Below are 16,296 nucleotides of genomic sequence, written 5' to 3'. Positions count from 1 at the left end.
GCGGGCACGGCAGGTGGGCCCCACCGCAACGGCCATCGTAAGCGAGGACCCCGCCGCGCCGGGAGGGCTGCCGCCGCGTCGGCTCCGCCGTCCCTTCCAAGTCAACGGCCGGGGGGCTCCGAAGGTGCCGGGAAGTCCGAAAAGTGTTCGCTTCACGGCCGCCGCCTCACCAGAATCCGTACATGGAGCCGATCACCCTCACCACCGAGCGTCTGCTGCTGCGCCCCTTCACGATCGGCGACGCGGACGAGGTCCACGCCGCTTGTCAGGACCCGGACATCCAGCGCTGGACGGTCGTGCCCTCGCCGTACAGCCGCGCCGACGCGGAACTCTTCGTGGGGAAACTGTCCCCCGGCGGCTGGCGCGACGACTCCATGTACAACTTCGCGGTGGTCCCGCGCGAGGGCGGGGCCCTGGCGGGCGCGCTCGGCATCAATCGCCGCAATCTGCCGGGCACGTACGAGGTGGGGTTCTGGACCGCCAAGGAGTACCGGGGCCGCGGCTACATGACGGAGGCCGTGCTGTCCGCCGCACGCTGGACCTTCACCTCGCTCGGCGGCGACCGGCTGGAATGGCGGGCCGAGGCCGGCAACGTCCCCTCGCGTGCCGTGGCGCTTCGGACGGGCTTCCGGATGGAGGGCGAGCAGCGGTCGGGACTGCTCAACAAGGGCGTCCGGCGCGACGCATGGGTAGGGGCGCTGATCCCGTCCGATCTCGGCCTGCAGGGCACCCACGCCTACCTGCCGGCCACCGCCTGACTCTCCGGCCTCTTGCCACCGCAGGGAGCTCCACGGCCACCGGAACCTGAGTATCAGCATCAATGTCAGTGCCTCCCTCTAAGGTGCGAGGCATGACGCCTGTGCCGCCTCCCGCCGCCGAACTCTCCACCGACCAGGCGCGCAGGATCGCCCTGCGCGCCCAAGGCTTCCTGGGCGCTCCGGACCGCAGGGCCGGAGTTCCGGGTGTGTTGCGACATCTCGGTGCCGTGCAACTGGACACGATCTCGGTGCTCGCTCGTTCGCACGAGCTGATTCCGTACGCGCGCCTCGGCGCGGTCGGCCGGCGCGCGGTCGAGGAGGCGTACTGGTCGGGTGGTCGCACCTTCGAGTACTGGTCGCACGCGGCGTGCATCCTGCCGGTCGAGGAGTGGCCGCACTTCGCGTTCCGCCGCCGCGCCTACCGCTCGCGCCCCCACTGGCACCACGACCTGCCGGACGGCGCCTACGAAACGGTGATCAAGCAGCTGCGCGCCGAGGGCCCGCTGACGGCGACGGAGCTGGGCGGTGCGAAGAACGGCGGGGAGTGGTGGGACTGGTCGGCGTCGAAGGTCGCCGTCGAGCGCGCCCTGATGTACGGCGAGGTGGTGTGCACCGAGCGGCGCAGCTGGAAGCGGGTGTACGACCTCGCCGAACGGGCCCTGCCCGATGCCGTGCTGCACGACGATCTGGACGACGCGGAGTGTCTGCGACGGCTGGTCACGCTCGCGGGGCAGTCCCTGGGCATCGGCACCCGCGCGGACATCGCGGACTACCACCGGCTCAAGGGCGAGCAGTTCGACGCGGTGGTGGCGGACTCCGGTCTGGTGCCGGTGACGGTGCAGGGCTGGGCGAAGCCGGCCTGGGCGGACCCGGCAGCGCTGGCCTCCGAGCCGCGCGGGCGGCACCGTACGACCCTGTTGTCACCGTTCGACTCGCTGGTCTGGGAGCGGGCGCGCACCGAGCGGATCTTCGGTTTCACCCATCGCCTGGAGGCCTACGTCCCCAAGCCCAAGCGGATACACGGTTACTTCGCGATGCCGCTGCTGGCGGGCGGAAAGCTGCAGGGCCGCGTCGATCCGGCGCGCGAGGGAAGCACGCTGGTCGCCCGCCAGGTGTCGCTGGAGGGCAGGAAGGCTGTGGCGCCGATGGCCCAGGCGCTGGTGGAGGCCGCGTCCTGGGTCGGTTGTACGGATGTCCGGCTGGAGCGGGTCGACGCACCGGAACTGCGCGGGCCGCTGGCTCAGGAAATCGCCCGCGCTCTGGCGTGAGCGCGCATTCCAGTCCCTTTAACCGGCGTTGTCCCTTCCGGTCCCGTCGTGGGACCGGTCATCTGATCTCCAGGATCTTCTCCCGCATGGCGTAGACCACGGCTTCCATCCTGGAGTGCAGCTGCAACTTCTCCAGAATGTTGCGGACGTGGTTCTTCACGGTGTTCTCGGAAATGAACAGTTCCTTCGCGATATCGCGATTATTCATGCCCGTTGCAACGAGTTTCAGGACTTCGAGTTCCCGGTCGGTGAGCCGCGGCGCCGGCACCAGCCTGCGCTCGTCGGTCCGCTGGATCATCGACTTGAACTCGGTGAGCAGTTTGGACGCCATGGAGGGGCTGATCTGGGACTGCCCGTCGGCGACCGCGCGAATTGCGGTGGCCACCTCGTCCGTGGAGATCTCCTTGAGGAGATAGCCGGTGGCGCCCGCCTTGATCGCATCGTAGAGATCGGCCTCCTCGTCGCTGATCGTCAACATGATGATCTTCGCACTGGGGGCCACCTCCTTGATCGACGTGCAGGCCTCGATGCCGCCGCGCTTGGGCATCCGTACATCCATGAGCACGATGTCGGGCAGCAGATCGGCCGCCTTGTCGACCGCCTCCGCCCCGTCACCTGCCTCGCCGACGACCTGGATGTCCTCCTCCTGGGCGAGGACGATCTCCAGACCTCTGCGGAAGAGCGCATGGTCATCCACCACGAGGACCCGGATCGGCTCCTTGTGGGAACCGCTGTCCGCGTCCGCTCCGGTATCGGCACCGGCAGCGCCGTCGGCATCATTTGCATCGCGCACGGGCCCGAAGGTGTCCGCCATCGTTCCTCCCCCTGAAGGCCATGGCCTGAAGTTCACAAACTGTCCGCCAACGGCAGTTCACAGAGCACCGGTTGGCTTGGGACGACATGATTTCATGCCCGGACGTCGGAGCGGTGATTCCGTGGCCGCACACGGGTGCCCCTGGGGGCGCACAGGCGCTCCAGGGGCACCACAGAAGGGGGGCGTCAGCCGCCGAGCGCACCGCCCGCGCCGCCCGCCTCATCGGCGGCCAGCGGATCGGTCCTCAGGTGAATGACACCGTAGTCATAGGCATGCCGTCGGTAGACGACACTGGGTTCCTTCGTCTCGGAGTCGACGAACAGATAGAAGTCGTGCCCGACCAGCTCCATCTCGTAGAGCGCCTGATCGAGCGACATCGGTGCGGCGACGTGCGTCTTCTCCCGCATCACCAGCGGACCCTCGCCCTGCACCTCCAGCGAGCCGAACCTGGTGGTGGGTACGGACTGAGCCGCCTCGTTGCCGACCAGATCACCCTCGCCGTTGAACGACGCCGCGCCCGGCACGGTCTCGGCGACTTCGGCAGCGGGAATCCGGCCGTTGCCCCGACGGCTGTAGCGCTTGTCGTGCTGCTTGCGCAGCCGCGCCTCCAGCTTGCCGGTGGCCAGGTCCAGCGCTGCGTACGGGTCGCCTGCGGCCGCTTCCGCCCGGATGACCGGCCCACGCGAGCGGAGCGTGATCTCCACCCGGTCGGAACGGTCGGCCTGACGGGGGTTCGGCTCCTTGGACACCTCGACGTCGAGGCTGATCACCTTGCCGTCGAACTTCTGGATCTTGTCCAGCTTCAGCTTTTCGGCCACGTGCTTGCGGAACCGCTCGGGCACCTCGGTCTTGCGGCCCTTGACGACGATGTCCACGCAGAACTCCGTTCCCGGATCACTCCGCTCAGTGGCGGAGCATCTCCCTTTTGCACCAGGCCCCGGTGGTAGCCGGAGCCGCGGACTCGGTGACTTCCACCTCCTCCTCCCCCATCGGCAGGGTCTCCACCCCACCGAATTTTCTGCATCTGGACTACTGGTGAGTCGCCTGCCCGAAACCTGGGGTTGCATTCATCGAGGTCTGGCATTCACCATTCCTCACAACCGAACATAGCCTGCCTGGCCTGATGTCGGCACCCGCTACTCGCACGTACCTCCGTTCAGGTCTTTTTACCCACTCACCACCTGCAACGATGCAGGTTCACTGGCAGTTCCGGTTTATTTCGAAGGCCGATGGAGATACTGCGACAACCGCCGCCTGCCCACTGCTGGACGGGGCACCCGTGTGCCCGTCCGCCGCCCCGATCGCCCGGGCCGCCTCGGCCAACGAGGCACCGGTCGTCAAAAGGTCGTCCACCAGCACCACCCGTCCGGCCGCAAGCAGCCGTTCGCCCCCGGCCACGACCTCCAGTGCCCCCGCAAGATTCGCCTGCCTCTGCCGGGCTCCCAGCCCCGCCTGATCGGCCACCGTGCGCCGCTGCCGAAGCACCGCGACCATCCGGGCACGGGTGCCTCCGCGCCGCAGTTCGCCCGCGGCGGCCAGCGCGATCCGGCGCATCGGATCATGCCCCCGTGCCGCCACGGCCCGCCGCGTCGACGGCACGGGCACGAGCAGAACCGGTCCGCTGACACCCACCTGCCCCGTCCCGGCCCGTACGGCCCTCGCCAGCGCCTTGCCGAGTGCCCCGGCCAGTCCCAGTGCGCCCCGCTCCTTATGGGCCAGGAGCACCGCACGTACCGCGTTCTCGTACGCGGCTGCCGCATGCACCACTGGCAGGCCCGCGGGCTCCGGCACGGGCCTGACCCGGCGCGGCATCTCGCCGTACAGCTCCGCACGGCATTCCTCGCACAGCTCGGTACGCGTCCTGCCGCAGCCACCACAGGACACCGGCAGAACCAGTCCGGAGATCTCCCGCCACCATCCCCGCATGACTCCACTGTGCCCTCCCCGAAGGGGCCGGGCCACCCCTGTGGAAAACGCGGAAGCGGCCTGGCAGGGTCTCAGCCCGGGTAGACCAGCGACGAGCCGTCCTTGACCACCGTCTGCCAGTTGTCACCCGGCGACAACTTCACTATCCCGTCGCTCGATGTGGCCGCCATCAGCGGCAACTGCTCGTCGTCCGCCGCCGCGACCGACGACACCTGGTTCACACCGGGCAGAACACCCGATGCGGCCGTCGAGCCGTCCGCCTGCACATAGCGCACCTGCTGCACGCCGCCCTGCTCCTTGCCGACCACCACGAGACGGCTCCGTCCCGACCACGACATCGCAGTCACATCCGTCAGCTGCGGTGCGGCCTGTCGCAGCTCCACCACCGAGACCTTCTGTTCCTTCTCCGGCCCGCGCCGCTCGATCCGGCCGATCTTCAGCGTGTTGTGGCCGTCCTGGCGCACCAGGAGGGCGATCCGTACGCCGTCCGCGGACATCCGCAGCGCCTCGATCCGCCCGCCGTCCAGGCTCGGCACGCTGACCTCCTGCGGCTTGCCGGCACCGCCGGTCAGCCGCAGCAGTCTGGGGTTGCCGGGATCCCGGTCGGCCACCCAGAGGTCACCCCGACCGTCCCAGCTCGGCGCCGACAGACGGTTGTTCGGGTTCTGGGCCTTGCTGGTCACCGCAGCCGCAGGAAGCTCGCCGTCCGAGACAATGGACGACACGTAGAGGGCCGCCTTGTCGCGCGAGACCGCCGCCGCCCACTGCTCGTCCCTGGCCACACCGACCGCACCCATCCGCACCGGTCCGTCGCCGAGCGGACCGGACACCGCCTCCGGGATACCACTGCCCTTGTTGCTGCCAGGAATTCGCTCCACATGCCCCTTTGCATCGACGAAGTACTGGCTGTCCGGTCCACTCGACGAACCGTCAGGTGCGAACTCCTCCGCCTGATCCGTCCCGAGGACGCACAGCGGGGAGCCGTCGGAGCGCTGCAGTTCGACCTGCTCGACCCGTGCGGACGTCAGGTCCCGCAAGGTGTAGAGAACCTGTGAGGCCATCATGCGGCAGGAGCGCTGTCCGACGCCGTCCGCCTTCTTGTCGAGCGGGACCTTCAGTACGTTGCGGTCGTCGGGCGCCAGCGAGGTGACGTCCTTCTTCAGCGCCGTACCTGCGGGAAAACGGGAGTCGACCACCGGCCGCAGCCAACTGGTCGGCCCTGCCAGGAGGCTGCGGACCGCCTGCGTCACGATGTCCATCCCCGTGACAGGGTCCGTCCGGCTGCGGAGGTAGACGGGGTCGGCGACCAGGGCCGACTGCCCCGACGTCCGCCCCGCGGCGAAGTAGTACTTGTCCACAGAGCGATAGAGACGCCTGAAGTCCGACTGCCCGAGCAAAAGGCCGTCCGGCACGAGGTCGATGCGCCACTCCTTGCCCTCCGGCCCGTTCTCCTTCACCAGATGCAGGGACTGGTTGTAGTCCGTGGGCACGAGCGGCTGATAGGCGCTCTGGGCGTCGACCGTTGCCACCTTTTCACCCGTCAGGGTGTAGGTGATCTCCGTGATGCCGGGGTCACTGTCGCGGAACGGGCGATCGCTCCGGTTCGGCGCCTTGGTGAGCACCGTCGTGAACGCGCTCGGCTTCCAGGTACTGGCTGCCTTCCTCGTCAGGTACTTGCGGGTCGTTCTGAAGTTCGAGTCATCACTCGTCATGGACTCCAGGAAGCCGTCGACGACCTCGTTGGGGGTGGCGTTGTCACGCGGCGCCACGGCATACACCTGCACCTGGGAGTCACCGGGCTGTGAGGCGTCGACAGCCTTGACATCCCCGGTGACGGGCATCGAGCCGCACGCGGACAGCAGCACGACACCACATCCGAGCAGCGCGAACAGTCCCAGCACCCGTCCATGGCCGTCCCTACGACGGTCAGTGCCCACGATTCGTGTCCCCCCGCTCCGGGTCCTGCACTGCAGAGTCGAAATCGCCACCCGGCCGGTCCTCGGCGGCGCGCGCGACCACCCTTGCCCCGCTCCCCGGCAGGGCCGCCGGATGCACCGAGATCGGCGTCGTCCGGGGTGTCACGGGGGTACGCGAGGGTACGGGCAGCGCGGACCGATCCTTGCCACCGGGCTGGGCCGGCACTGCCGTCAGCCGGTGTTCATTCCCGGCCATGGAAGCGACCGCGGCTCGCTCCCGGTGCCCCCGGTTGCTCCGGGAGTCCTCGGGTTCCAGCGGTATCGGCGATCCGCGCAGCGGTTCGTCCGCCGTGCGCGGCAGAGTCAGCCGGAACTGCGAACCGCCGCCCGGCTCGCCCCACGCCTGCAGCCAGCCGCCGTGCAGCCGGGCGTCCTCCACGGCGATGGACAGGCCGAGTCCGGTGCCGCCGGTCGTCCGTGCGCGAGCCGGATCGGCCCGCCAGAAACGGTTGAACACCCGCGTCGCCTCGCCGGGCTTGAGTCCCACGCCGTAGTCCCGGACGGCCACGGCGACCGCACCTCCGGCCACCGCCATCCGCACCACGACATCCCTGCCCTCGCCGTGCTCGACGGCGTTGACCACAAGGTTGCGCAGGACACGTTCGACCCGCCGCGCATCGGCCTCCGCGATCACCGGCTGCTCATCGCCGACCACCCGGATACGGGTGCCCTTGCGCTCGGCCAGCGGCTCGGCCCCGCCGATCACCCGTCGTACGACCTGTCGCAGATCTATCGGCTCGGCCTCCAGCGCGGCGGCGCCCGCGTCGAACCGGCTGATCTCCAGCAGATCGGAGAGCAGCGACTCGAACCGGTCGAGCTGATCCCCGAGCAGTTCCGCGGAACGCGCCGTCACGGGATCGAAGTCGCTGCGGGCCTCGTGGATGACATCGGCGGCCATCCGTACGGTCGTCAGCGGTGTCCGCAGCTCGTGGGAGACGTCGGAGACGAAGCGCCGCTGCATCCGGGACAGCTCCTCCAGCTGCTGGATCTTCAGCTGCAGGTTCTGCGCCATCTTGTTGAAGGCCTCACCGAGCCGGGCGATGTCGTCCTCGCCGGTGACCTTCATCCGCTCCTGGAGCCTGCCGGCGGAGAGGCGCTCGGCGATGCCCGCCGCCATCCGTACGGGCGTGACGACCTGCCGCACCACGAACCAGGCGATGGCCCCGAGCAGCACGACCACGAACAGTCCCGCAGTCGCCAGCGTGCCCTTGACCAGCGTCAATGACTTCTCCTCCTGCGTCAGCGGGAAGAGGTAGTAGAGCTGGTACGGATTGTGGTCGATGTCGTAGAGCCGCTTGCCCACCACGAGTCCGGGCTGCGGCTCCTGTCCGTTCGCGTACTGGATCAGGGAGTACGTCTGGAACGCTCCCGGGCCCTTGTTCACGGAGTCCCGCAGGCTCTGCGGAATGCTCGCCGCCTCCACGCTGCCCGAGCCGCGCGGCGCACGGGTGCCCTCGTCGGCGCTGAGTGCCACCACGTTGAAGGCGTTCTTGCCGCCACTGGCGAGCTGATCAACGAGCTCGGTCCGCCAGGAGTTGTTGGCCGAGGTGCCGTCCGCAGCGTCGCCGCCCTGCCCACTGGGGGTGAGCGGGGCGTTCGCCTTCTCCTGGGCCGCCGCGAAACCGCCGGCGGCCTGGGTCTGGGCAGCCTTGCCCTTCGCGTCGAGCAGGCCGTTGCGCACCTGGCCGATCACGACCAGCCCGAGGAGCAGCACCACACCGAGCGACATGAGCAGCGTGCCCGCGACGACCCGCAACTGGAGGTTGCGTCGCCAAAGCCGCACGGCGGGCAGCAGCGGACGCCGCACCCAGCGCATCAGCAGGCGCGGCACAGGACCGCCGGGCGCCCGGTCGTGGAAGAACCGGCCACCCTGCAGAAGACGTCGGACCTGGGACACCTTGTGTCCTGGAGCAGCAGCCCGCTCCGCACGGGCTCCCGGCTCCCCGGGCTGCGGAGCAGCGCTACTCAGGGGCATATCAGCTCGGTCCGGCCTTGTAACCGACACCTCGGACGGTCACCACGATCTCGGGCCGCTCCGGGTCCTTTTCGACCTTGGAACGCAGGCGCTGGACATGCACATTCACCAGCCGGGTGTCGGCGGCGTGGCGGTATCCCCAGACCTGCTCCAGCAGTACCTCACGGGTGAAGACCTGCCACGGCTTACGGGCGAGTGCGACCAGCAGGTCGAACTCCAGCGGGGTGAGGGCGATCGACTGTCCCTCCCGCTTCACCGAATGACCGGCCACATCGATGACCAGATCCCCGATGGCCAGCTGCTCCGGCGCCGGTTCCTCGGACCTCCGCAGACGTGCCCTGATCCGGGCAACCAACTCCTTAGGTTTGAACGGCTTGACGATGTAGTCGTCGGCCCCGGACTCCAGGCCCACCACCACGTCAACCGTGTCGCTCTTGGCAGTGAGCATGACGATCGGCACACCCGACTCGGCCCTGATCAGCCTGCAGACCTCGATGCCGTCCCTACCGGGCAGCATCAGATCCAGCAGGACCAGGTCCGGCTTGGCCTCACGAAATGCGGCAAGTGCCTTGTCGCCGTCCGCTACGAACGACGGTTCGAACCCTTCACCACGCAGCACAATCCCGAGCATCTCGGCCAGTGCGGTGTCGTCGTCGACGACAAGGACGCGTCCCTTCATAATCGACATCATCCCATTAGCTAATCGTTACCTGCGATGATCTGGCACACAGCTCTGCCAGTCCGACCCCCGTGACCGGGGAAACTACTCCCTCCTCCGTGACGATCGCCGTGACCAGCTCCGGCGGTGTGATGTCGAACGCGGGGTTGTACGCCGGGGTTCCCGCCGGTGCCACGAGCAATCCGACGGTGTCCCCGCCTGCTCCCCCGACCTGCAGGGATGTGAGCTCCGTCACTTCATTCCCCGGTCGCTGCTCCACGGTGATCGATGCCCCGTCCGCGGTGTCCAGATCCACGGTCGTGGTCGGCGCCACCACGATGAACGGTACGTGGTGGTATTTCGCGAGCACAGCCAGCGGATAGCTTCCCACCTTGTTCGCCACCGATCCGTCCGCGGCGATGCGGTCCGCCCCTATGAGCACGGCATCCACCTCCCCCGCGGCGAACAGCGAACCTGCGGCGCTGTCCGTGAGCAAGCTGTACGGCATGCCATTGCGCGCCGCCTCGTACGCGGTCAGCCGGGCACCCTGCAGCAGCGGACGCGTCTCGTCCACCCACAGCCGACGCAGCCGCCCCTCCCGATGTGCCCCGAGCGCCACCGCGAAGGCTGTGCCCTCACCACCCGAGACGAGCGCCCCCGTATTGCAGTGGGTCAGCAGTCGATGCCCGCCGTCGGGCAGCAGTTCGTCCAGAAGTGCGAGCCCGTACCGTGCCATACGCCCGCTGGCCTCGGCATCCTCCCGGTGCAGCGCCCTGGCCTCGGCCAGCGCAACCGCCGCAGCCCGCTCCGGATCCGCTTCCTCCGCCATGGCCGCCCGGTACGCCCCGGCAGCCCGCCGCACCCCGTAACCGAGATTCACCGCGGTGGGCCGCGCCCGCTCCAGCCACTCCGCGGCCTCCGCCACGTCGTCTCCTCGCACCGCTGCCAGAGCCACGCCATAGGCCCCTGTGATGCCCAGCAATGGCGCCCCGCGCACCGCCAGCGTCCGGATCGCCTGCACCAGCGCGGGCACATCGGTGCACACCAGCTCGGCCTCCTTGGCAGGCAGCCGAGTCTGGTCGAGGAGCACCAGCACGGGGCCTTCCGGAAGCTCGTCCCAGCGAAGTACGGGGAGCGCGGGAGGCTCGATGCCCACCGCCGATTGCGCATCCTGATCAGCCATCCGCCCAGTCTGCCCGGTGAGCCACCCACAAATGAAGGTACGAAGGAGATACAGGGCCAGGCCCGTACCGGAGCAACGCGTGGCACGATGGCTGCCAACCTGCCGCGCCGATGAGCGGACGGGACCGTGAAGGAGCGAGAATGAACGACACTCCGGGCTGGGCCTCGCCCGGATCTGCCCCCTCCGAGGGTCAGGGGGCGGGCGTCCCCCGGCCTTCCGAGCCCATCGACGGCAGCGGCCCGGCAGGGAACTGGTCTCCCACGCAGCCGCCCACAGGGCAGTGGTCCCCACCGAGCGCTCCCGGCACAGGTCCCGGCGCACCACCCCCCGCCCCCGGCTGGGGCGGCGGAACTCAGGGCCCCGGCTGGGGCGGTGGGCCGCACGGCTCCGGCTGGAGGCAGCCGCCCGTCGCAGCCAAGCCCGGTGTCATCCCGCTCCGGCCACTCGGCGTCGGCGAGATCCTCGACGGCGCGGTCTCCACGATGCGCGCCCACTGGCGCACGGTCCTCGGAATCACGCTGGCCGTGTCCGTGATCGCCCAGATCGCGACCATCCTCGTGCAACGCTATCTGCTGCCGGAACCCGCAGCGATCGACCCGAACGCCACCGGCTCGGAGGCACTCCGGCAATCCGCCGACACCGCTCAGTCGGCGCTGGTCAACAGTGTGCCGTCCCTGCTCATCACCATGATCGCCACACTGATCACGACATCCGTACTGACCGTGGTGATCAGCCGCTCGGTACTGGGCCGCCCGGTGACGCTCTCCGACGCATGGGCCGAGGCCCGGCCCCGGCTTGCTCAGCTGCTGGGTCTGACATTGCTGCTGGCCTTGATCAGCGCCGCCATCCTGACGGTGGGCCTGCTCCCGGGCATGCTGGTCGGCTCCGCCGCAGGCGCCGGGCTCGTCGTCATCGGACTTATGGCCGCGTTCGTCGTCGTCATCTGGCTGATGGTCCGCTTCTGTCTCGCCGCGCCGGCGCTGATGTTGGAGCGGCAATCGATCACGACCTCCATGCGCCGCTCCGCGAAGCTGGTCAGGGGCGCATGGTGGCGGACCTTCGGCATCCTGGCACTCACCTGGCTGCTGACCCTCATCGTGAGCGTGATCATCGCCATCCCGTTCAGCGTCATCGCGATGGCCATGGACGGCGGCGGTATCGGCTCCTTCCTCACGGACGGCTCCACGGACTTCGGCTGGCCGTTCCTGATCGTCTCCGGCATCGGTCAGGTGATCACCGCTACCATCACCTATCCGCTCTCCGCTGGTGTGATGGCCCTGCTCTACATCGATCAGCGCATCCGCCGCGAGGCACTCGACCTCGAGCTCGCCCGGGCAGCGGGCCTGCCCGGATACGACACCAGGAGCTGATGCCGTGTCGGGGGCGGGGGGCACAACAGCAGCACGACTACTCATCCACGCGAGCAGTGACATACCCGTGGACACTCCACGTGTCCCCGCCCGCGAGGCCGCGAAGCACGAGCTGTCCAAACCGATGTACCACGAGAACGATCCCAACCTCCTCCAGCGCGGCCTCGACCGCCTCTGGGGCTGGATCGGCGATCTCCTGAACACGGCCTCCGGCGCCGCACCGGGCGGCCCACTCGGTCTTGTCGTGCTCGTACTGGTCGTCATCGGCCTGGTCGCCGCACTCTGGTGGAGGCTGGGCACCCCGCACCGCACCGTGCGTTCCGCAGACGCCCTCTTCGACGACAGCCCTCGCAGCTCGGCCGAACACCGGACGGCCGCCGAGGCCCACGCGACCGCCCACCGCTGGAACGAGGCGGTCCAGGAGCGCATGCGCGCCATCGTCCGCTCCCTGGAGGAGCGCGCCCTGCTCGACCCCCGCCCCGGGCGCACCGCCGACGAGGCCGCCGCCGAGGCGGGCCGTCCACTGCCCGCACACGCCACGCGACTCCACGCCGCCGCCAGAGAATTCGACGATGTCACATACGGCGGCCGAACCGCGGACCAGCAGGCGTATCTGGAGGTACGCGCTCTGGACCTCGATCTCGAAACCGCCAAGCCTCTCCTGACAGCCGCGGCCCAGGGAGCACCCGAATGACCGAGGTCACCGCCGCCCCCACCACCTCGGCATCCCTCGTCCCGCACCAGATCTGGATCCGCACCCGCGGTCTGCTGCTCGCTCTCCTCATACTCGTCGCTGCCGGAATCGCTCTGGCAACCATGCACTCCGGGGACCAGCACGGCCGGCTCGACCCCCGTTCCGCCGACCGCTACGGCAGCCGAGCCGTCGCCGAACTCCTCAAGGAGCGTGGCGTCTCCATTCATGTGGTCACCACGCTCGACGAAGCCACGGCCCAGGCCGGCCCTGAAACCACGCTGCTCGTCGCCTCCCCCAATCTGCTGACACCGCACCAGCAGAGGGAACTCCGTGCTACGACCGACCACTCGGCCGGCCGCACCGTCCTTCTCGCGGCGGGCCCTCCGTCCGTGGGCGCGCTGGTCCCCGGTGTCCGCGCGGAGTCCGCCGGACCGGTAGCCACCCGCGCCCCTCAGTGCTCCCTGCCCGCCGCCCGCAACGCAGGCGACGTCGAAACAGGAGGCTTCCACTACGCCTCGGACGACCTCGACAACACCATCGCTTGCTTTCCGAGCAACGGCCTCCCCACCCTGCTCCTGGTCGATCAGGGCGTGGGTGACACCGTTCTCCTCGGTTCTCCCGACCTTCTCTACAACGACCGGCTCGGAAACCAGGGCAATGCCTCCCTGGCCCTGCAACTCCTCGGTTCCCGCCCACATCTGGTCTGGTACCTCCCCTCGCTCACTGATACCTCTGCTGCCACCGCGAACGGCGGCAATGGCGCCCACGACGACCGCAGCTTCGTCGACCTGATCCCCCAGGGCTGGCTGTGGGGCACCCTGCAACTCGCACTGGCAGCCGTGCTCGCCGCCATCTGGCGCGCCCGTCGTCTGGGCCCGCTGGTGACCGAGCGGCTGCCCGTAGCCATCCGCGCCTCCGAATCCACCGAGGGCCGAGCCCGCCTCTACCGCAGGGCGAACGCCCGCGACCGGGCCGCCGACTCACTGCGCGCCGCCACCCGCACCCGTATCGCCCCACTCACCGGCGTCTCCCCACGCGATGCCCACTCCCCCGCAACACTCATCCCTGCCGTTTCCGCCCGTCTCAGCACCACCGGCAGCGACCTCCAAGCCGTGCTCTTCGGGCCCGTCCCGTCCGACGACGCCGCTCTTGTACAGCTGGCAGACCAACTCGACACCCTCGAAAGAGAGGTACGCACGTCATGAGCGCCCCGTCCCCAGTGCCCGCCGGGACCACCGAGACCGTCGGACACGGCGACACAGCCCGCGCATCCCTGGAAGCGCTGCGCTCCGAGATCGCCAAGGCCGTGGTCGGCCAGGACCCGGCAGTCACCGGGCTCGTCGTAGCTCTGCTCTGCCGAGGCCATGTCCTCCTCGAAGGCGTCCCCGGCGTGGCCAAGACCCTCTTGGTCCGGGCTCTCGCGGCCTCACTCGAACTCGACACCAAGCGTGTCCAGTTCACCCCCGACCTGATGCCGAGCGACGTCACCGGCTCACTGGTCTACGACGCACGCACGGCAGAGTTCTCCTTCCAACCCGGGCCTGTCTTCACCAACCTGCTTCTCGCCGACGAGATCAACCGCACCCCTCCCAAGACGCAGTCCTCCCTCCTGGAAGCCATGGAAGAGCGCCAGGTCACCGTCGACGGAACCCCTCGGCTGCTGCCCGAGCCCTTCCTCGTAGCCGCCACGCAGAATCCCGTCGAATACGAAGGCACCTACCCGCTCCCCGAGGCCCAACTGGACCGGTTTCTCCTTAAACTGACGGTGCCATTGCCGTCCCGCGACGAGGAGATCAACGTCCTCACCCGTCATTCCGACGGCTTCAATCCGCGCGACCTCCAGTCAGCGGGCATCCACCCCGTCGCCGGCCCGGCCGATCTGGAAGCCGCCCGCAACGCAGTCGCCCAGACCAAGGTCTCCCCCGAGATCGCCGGCTATGTCGTCGATATCTGTCGTGCCACGCGTGAATCCCCCTCGCTCTCCCTCGGTGTTTCTCCCCGAGGCGCCACCGCTCTGCTGTCGACCGCCCGTGCCTGGGCCTGGCTCACCGGCCGTGACTACGTCATTCCGGATGACGTGAAAGCCCTGGCACTCCCCACGCTTCGCCATCGCATCCAACTGCGGCCAGAGGCGGAGATGGAGGGAGTCACCCCCGACTCCGTCATCACCGCAGTCCTCGCCCACGTACCCGTACCCCGATGAGGCGGTGACCGTGGCCCTCACCGGACGTACCGCCTTGCTGGCCGCCTTGGGGTCACTCCCTGTAAGCGTCCTGGCTCCCAGCTGGACGGGCTTGCTCGCGGTCAACGCACCGCTCTCTCTAGCGATTCTGTGCGACTATGCCCTGGCCGCGCCAGTGCGAACGCTTCAGTTCACCCGATCCGGTGATACAACCGTTCGACTTGGCGAGGCCGCCGAGGTACAACTCACCGTAACCAATCCTTCCCGTCGCCGCCTGCGGGCACACCTCCGCGACGCCTGGCCGCCCAGTAGCTGGCCCACCGGCACGGAGCAGACCTCATCCCGTCACACGCTGACGATCCCGGCGGGGGAACGCCGCCGGCTGACCACCCTCCTGCGACCGACACGGCGCGGTGACCGCCAAGTCGAACGCGTCACCGTGCGCTCGTTCGGACCTCTAGGGCTTGCCGCCCGCCAGGGAAATCACGCAGTCCCATGGACGGTACGCGTCCTGCCCCCCTTCACCAGCCGCAAGCATCTGCCATCCCGCCTCGCCAGGCTCCGCGAGCTGGACGGCCGCACCAGCGTCCTCACTCGTGGAGAGGGCACTGAGTTCGACAGCCTGCGTGCCTACGTGCCCGGTGACGACACGCGCTCCATCGACTGGCGCGCTACAGCACGTCAGTCCGCCGTCGCAGTGCGAACGTGGCGCCCCGAGCGGGACCGTCACATCCTCGTCGTCCTGGACACCGGCCGTACGTCGGCGGGTCGTGTCGGTGACGTGCCCCGTCTCGACGCCGCTCTGGACGCGGCCCTGCTCCTCACAGCGCTTGCCACTCGTGCGGGCGACCGCGTGGATCTGCTCGCCTACGACCGCCGCATCCGCGCCCAGGTCCAGGGCAGGTCCGCGAGAGAAGTCCTGTCGGCCATGGTGAATGCACTGGCGCCGGTCGAACCCGCACTCGTGGAAACCGATGCCCGGGGACTCAGCGCTGCCGTTCTTGCCAACGCTCCTCGTCGCTCCCTGATCGTGCTCCTCACCGGTCTGGACGCGGCGCCTGTAGAAGAGGGCCTGCTCCCTGTCCTCCGCCGGCTGACCCAGCGCCACACGGTGCTGGTGGCTTCAGTGGCCGACCCGCACATCGAACAGATGGCAGAAGCCAGGGGCACCGTGGACGCGATCTACGAGGCCGCAGCCGGCGCACAGGCTCAGGCACGGCGACTCCGCACCTCAGAGCAGCTCCAGCGCCACGGCGCGGTGGTCGTCGATGCCACCCCGGACAACCTCGCCCCGGCTCTCGCCGACGCCTACCTGGCTCTCAAGGGAGCGGGTCGCCTCTGACTTACCGCTCGCGTCAAAGAATTCACTCATCGGGAAAGGACCCTCCCAACGGACCGTGAACGCAGAAAAGCCCCGTGCCACAAGGGCACGGGGCTTTCCCGTAAAAGGAGTTCGGCGGCGTCCTACTCTCCCACAGGGTCCCCCCTGCAG

Annotated in this window: 14 protein-coding genes; 7 read left to right on the top strand and 7 right to left on the bottom strand. The window is 68.9% G+C overall.

Annotated elements, in window-relative coordinates; all coding sequences use genetic code 11:
• Positions 1 to 182: 182 nt before the first annotated feature.
• Positions 183 to 758, top strand: coding sequence for a GNAT family N-acetyltransferase (locus ACFVYE_RS44870; RefSeq protein ID WP_383974014.1), 576 nt, complete (start codon positions 183 to 185; stop codon positions 756 to 758).
• A 92-nt stretch (positions 759 to 850) separates the two neighbouring features.
• Positions 851 to 2,026 (top strand): winged helix-turn-helix domain-containing protein, encoded by a 1,176-nt coding sequence (locus ACFVYE_RS44865; protein WP_383974017.1) that lies wholly within the window; start codon positions 851 to 853, stop codon positions 2,024 to 2,026.
• 58 nt (positions 2,027 to 2,084) lie between these two features.
• On the opposite strand, the gene ACFVYE_RS44860 is transcribed toward ACFVYE_RS44865, so the two are convergent.
• The 7 genes from ACFVYE_RS44860 to mtnA form a co-directional block, all read right to left on the bottom strand.
• Positions 2,085 to 2,840: a response regulator gene (locus ACFVYE_RS44860; RefSeq protein WP_389609278.1), complete on the bottom strand. Its 756-nt coding sequence runs from the start codon at positions 2,838 to 2,840 to the stop codon at positions 2,085 to 2,087.
• Between the two features lie 185 nt (positions 2,841 to 3,025).
• Positions 3,026 to 3,715, bottom strand: a complete 690-nt coding sequence (gene hpf / locus ACFVYE_RS44855) for a ribosome hibernation-promoting factor, HPF/YfiA family (protein ID WP_093894003.1) — start codon at positions 3,713 to 3,715, stop codon at positions 3,026 to 3,028.
• Between the two features lie 322 nt (positions 3,716 to 4,037).
• Positions 4,038 to 4,766 carry a ComF family protein gene (locus tag ACFVYE_RS44850; RefSeq protein ID WP_389609276.1) on the bottom strand — a complete coding sequence of 243 codons (729 nt, stop codon included), beginning with the start codon at positions 4,764 to 4,766 and terminating at the stop codon, positions 4,038 to 4,040.
• A gap of 71 nt (positions 4,767 to 4,837) precedes the next feature.
• Positions 4,838 to 6,703: an LpqB family beta-propeller domain-containing protein gene (locus tag ACFVYE_RS44845; RefSeq protein WP_389609274.1), complete on the bottom strand. Its 1,866-nt coding sequence runs from the start codon at positions 6,701 to 6,703 to the stop codon at positions 4,838 to 4,840.
• Positions 6,693 to 8,717, bottom strand: coding sequence for an MtrAB system histidine kinase MtrB (mtrB, locus tag ACFVYE_RS44840; RefSeq protein WP_383974029.1), 2,025 nt, complete (start codon positions 8,715 to 8,717; stop codon positions 6,693 to 6,695). Before mtrB ends, ACFVYE_RS44845 begins: the two co-directional genes overlap by 11 nt.
• A 1-nt stretch (position 8,718) precedes the next feature.
• A complete protein-coding gene (gene mtrA, locus ACFVYE_RS44835) occupies positions 8,719 to 9,408 on the bottom strand; it encodes a two-component system response regulator MtrA (protein WP_187438793.1) in 690 nt (229 codons plus the stop codon).
• 4 nt (positions 9,409 to 9,412) lie between these two features.
• Positions 9,413 to 10,558 carry an S-methyl-5-thioribose-1-phosphate isomerase gene (gene mtnA / locus ACFVYE_RS44830; RefSeq protein WP_389609272.1) on the bottom strand — a complete coding sequence of 382 codons (1,146 nt, stop codon included), beginning with the start codon at positions 10,556 to 10,558 and terminating at the stop codon, positions 9,413 to 9,415.
• Between the two features lie 140 nt (positions 10,559 to 10,698).
• On the opposite strand from mtnA, the gene ACFVYE_RS44825 reads away from it, so the two are divergent.
• Genes ACFVYE_RS44825 through ACFVYE_RS44805 form a run of 5 tightly spaced genes read left to right on the top strand, consistent with a single transcriptional unit; the run spans position 10,699 to position 16,146 of the window.
• A complete protein-coding gene (locus ACFVYE_RS44825) occupies positions 10,699 to 11,928 on the top strand; it encodes a glycerophosphoryl diester phosphodiesterase membrane domain-containing protein (RefSeq protein WP_389609270.1) in 1,230 nt (409 codons plus the stop codon).
• Positions 11,929 to 11,932: 4 nt separating this feature from the next.
• Complete coding sequence (locus tag ACFVYE_RS44820; RefSeq protein ID WP_383974037.1) at positions 11,933 to 12,622, top strand: DUF4129 domain-containing protein; 690 nt, start codon at positions 11,933 to 11,935, stop codon at positions 12,620 to 12,622.
• On the top strand, positions 12,619 to 13,827 hold the full coding sequence (locus ACFVYE_RS44815) for a DUF4350 domain-containing protein (protein ID WP_389609268.1): 1,209 nt from the start codon (positions 12,619 to 12,621) through the stop codon (positions 13,825 to 13,827). The genes ACFVYE_RS44820 and ACFVYE_RS44815 overlap by 4 nt, the downstream gene beginning before the upstream one ends.
• Complete coding sequence (locus tag ACFVYE_RS44810) at positions 13,824 to 14,825, top strand: AAA family ATPase (RefSeq protein WP_389609267.1); 1,002 nt, start codon at positions 13,824 to 13,826, stop codon at positions 14,823 to 14,825. The genes ACFVYE_RS44815 and ACFVYE_RS44810 overlap by 4 nt, the downstream gene beginning before the upstream one ends.
• 10 nt (positions 14,826 to 14,835) lie before the next feature.
• Positions 14,836 to 16,146, top strand: a complete 1,311-nt coding sequence (locus tag ACFVYE_RS44805; protein WP_383974044.1) for a DUF58 domain-containing protein — start codon at positions 14,836 to 14,838, stop codon at positions 16,144 to 16,146.
• Positions 16,147 to 16,296: the final 150 nt, after the last annotated feature.

It is taken from the genome of Streptomyces sp. NPDC058239 (genome assembly GCF_042882185.1).
Taxonomy (GTDB): domain Bacteria; phylum Actinomycetota; class Actinomycetes; order Streptomycetales; family Streptomycetaceae; genus Streptomyces.
Note: the sequence above shows the minus strand (reverse complement) of the source record. Positions and strands in the feature narration are given on the sequence as shown.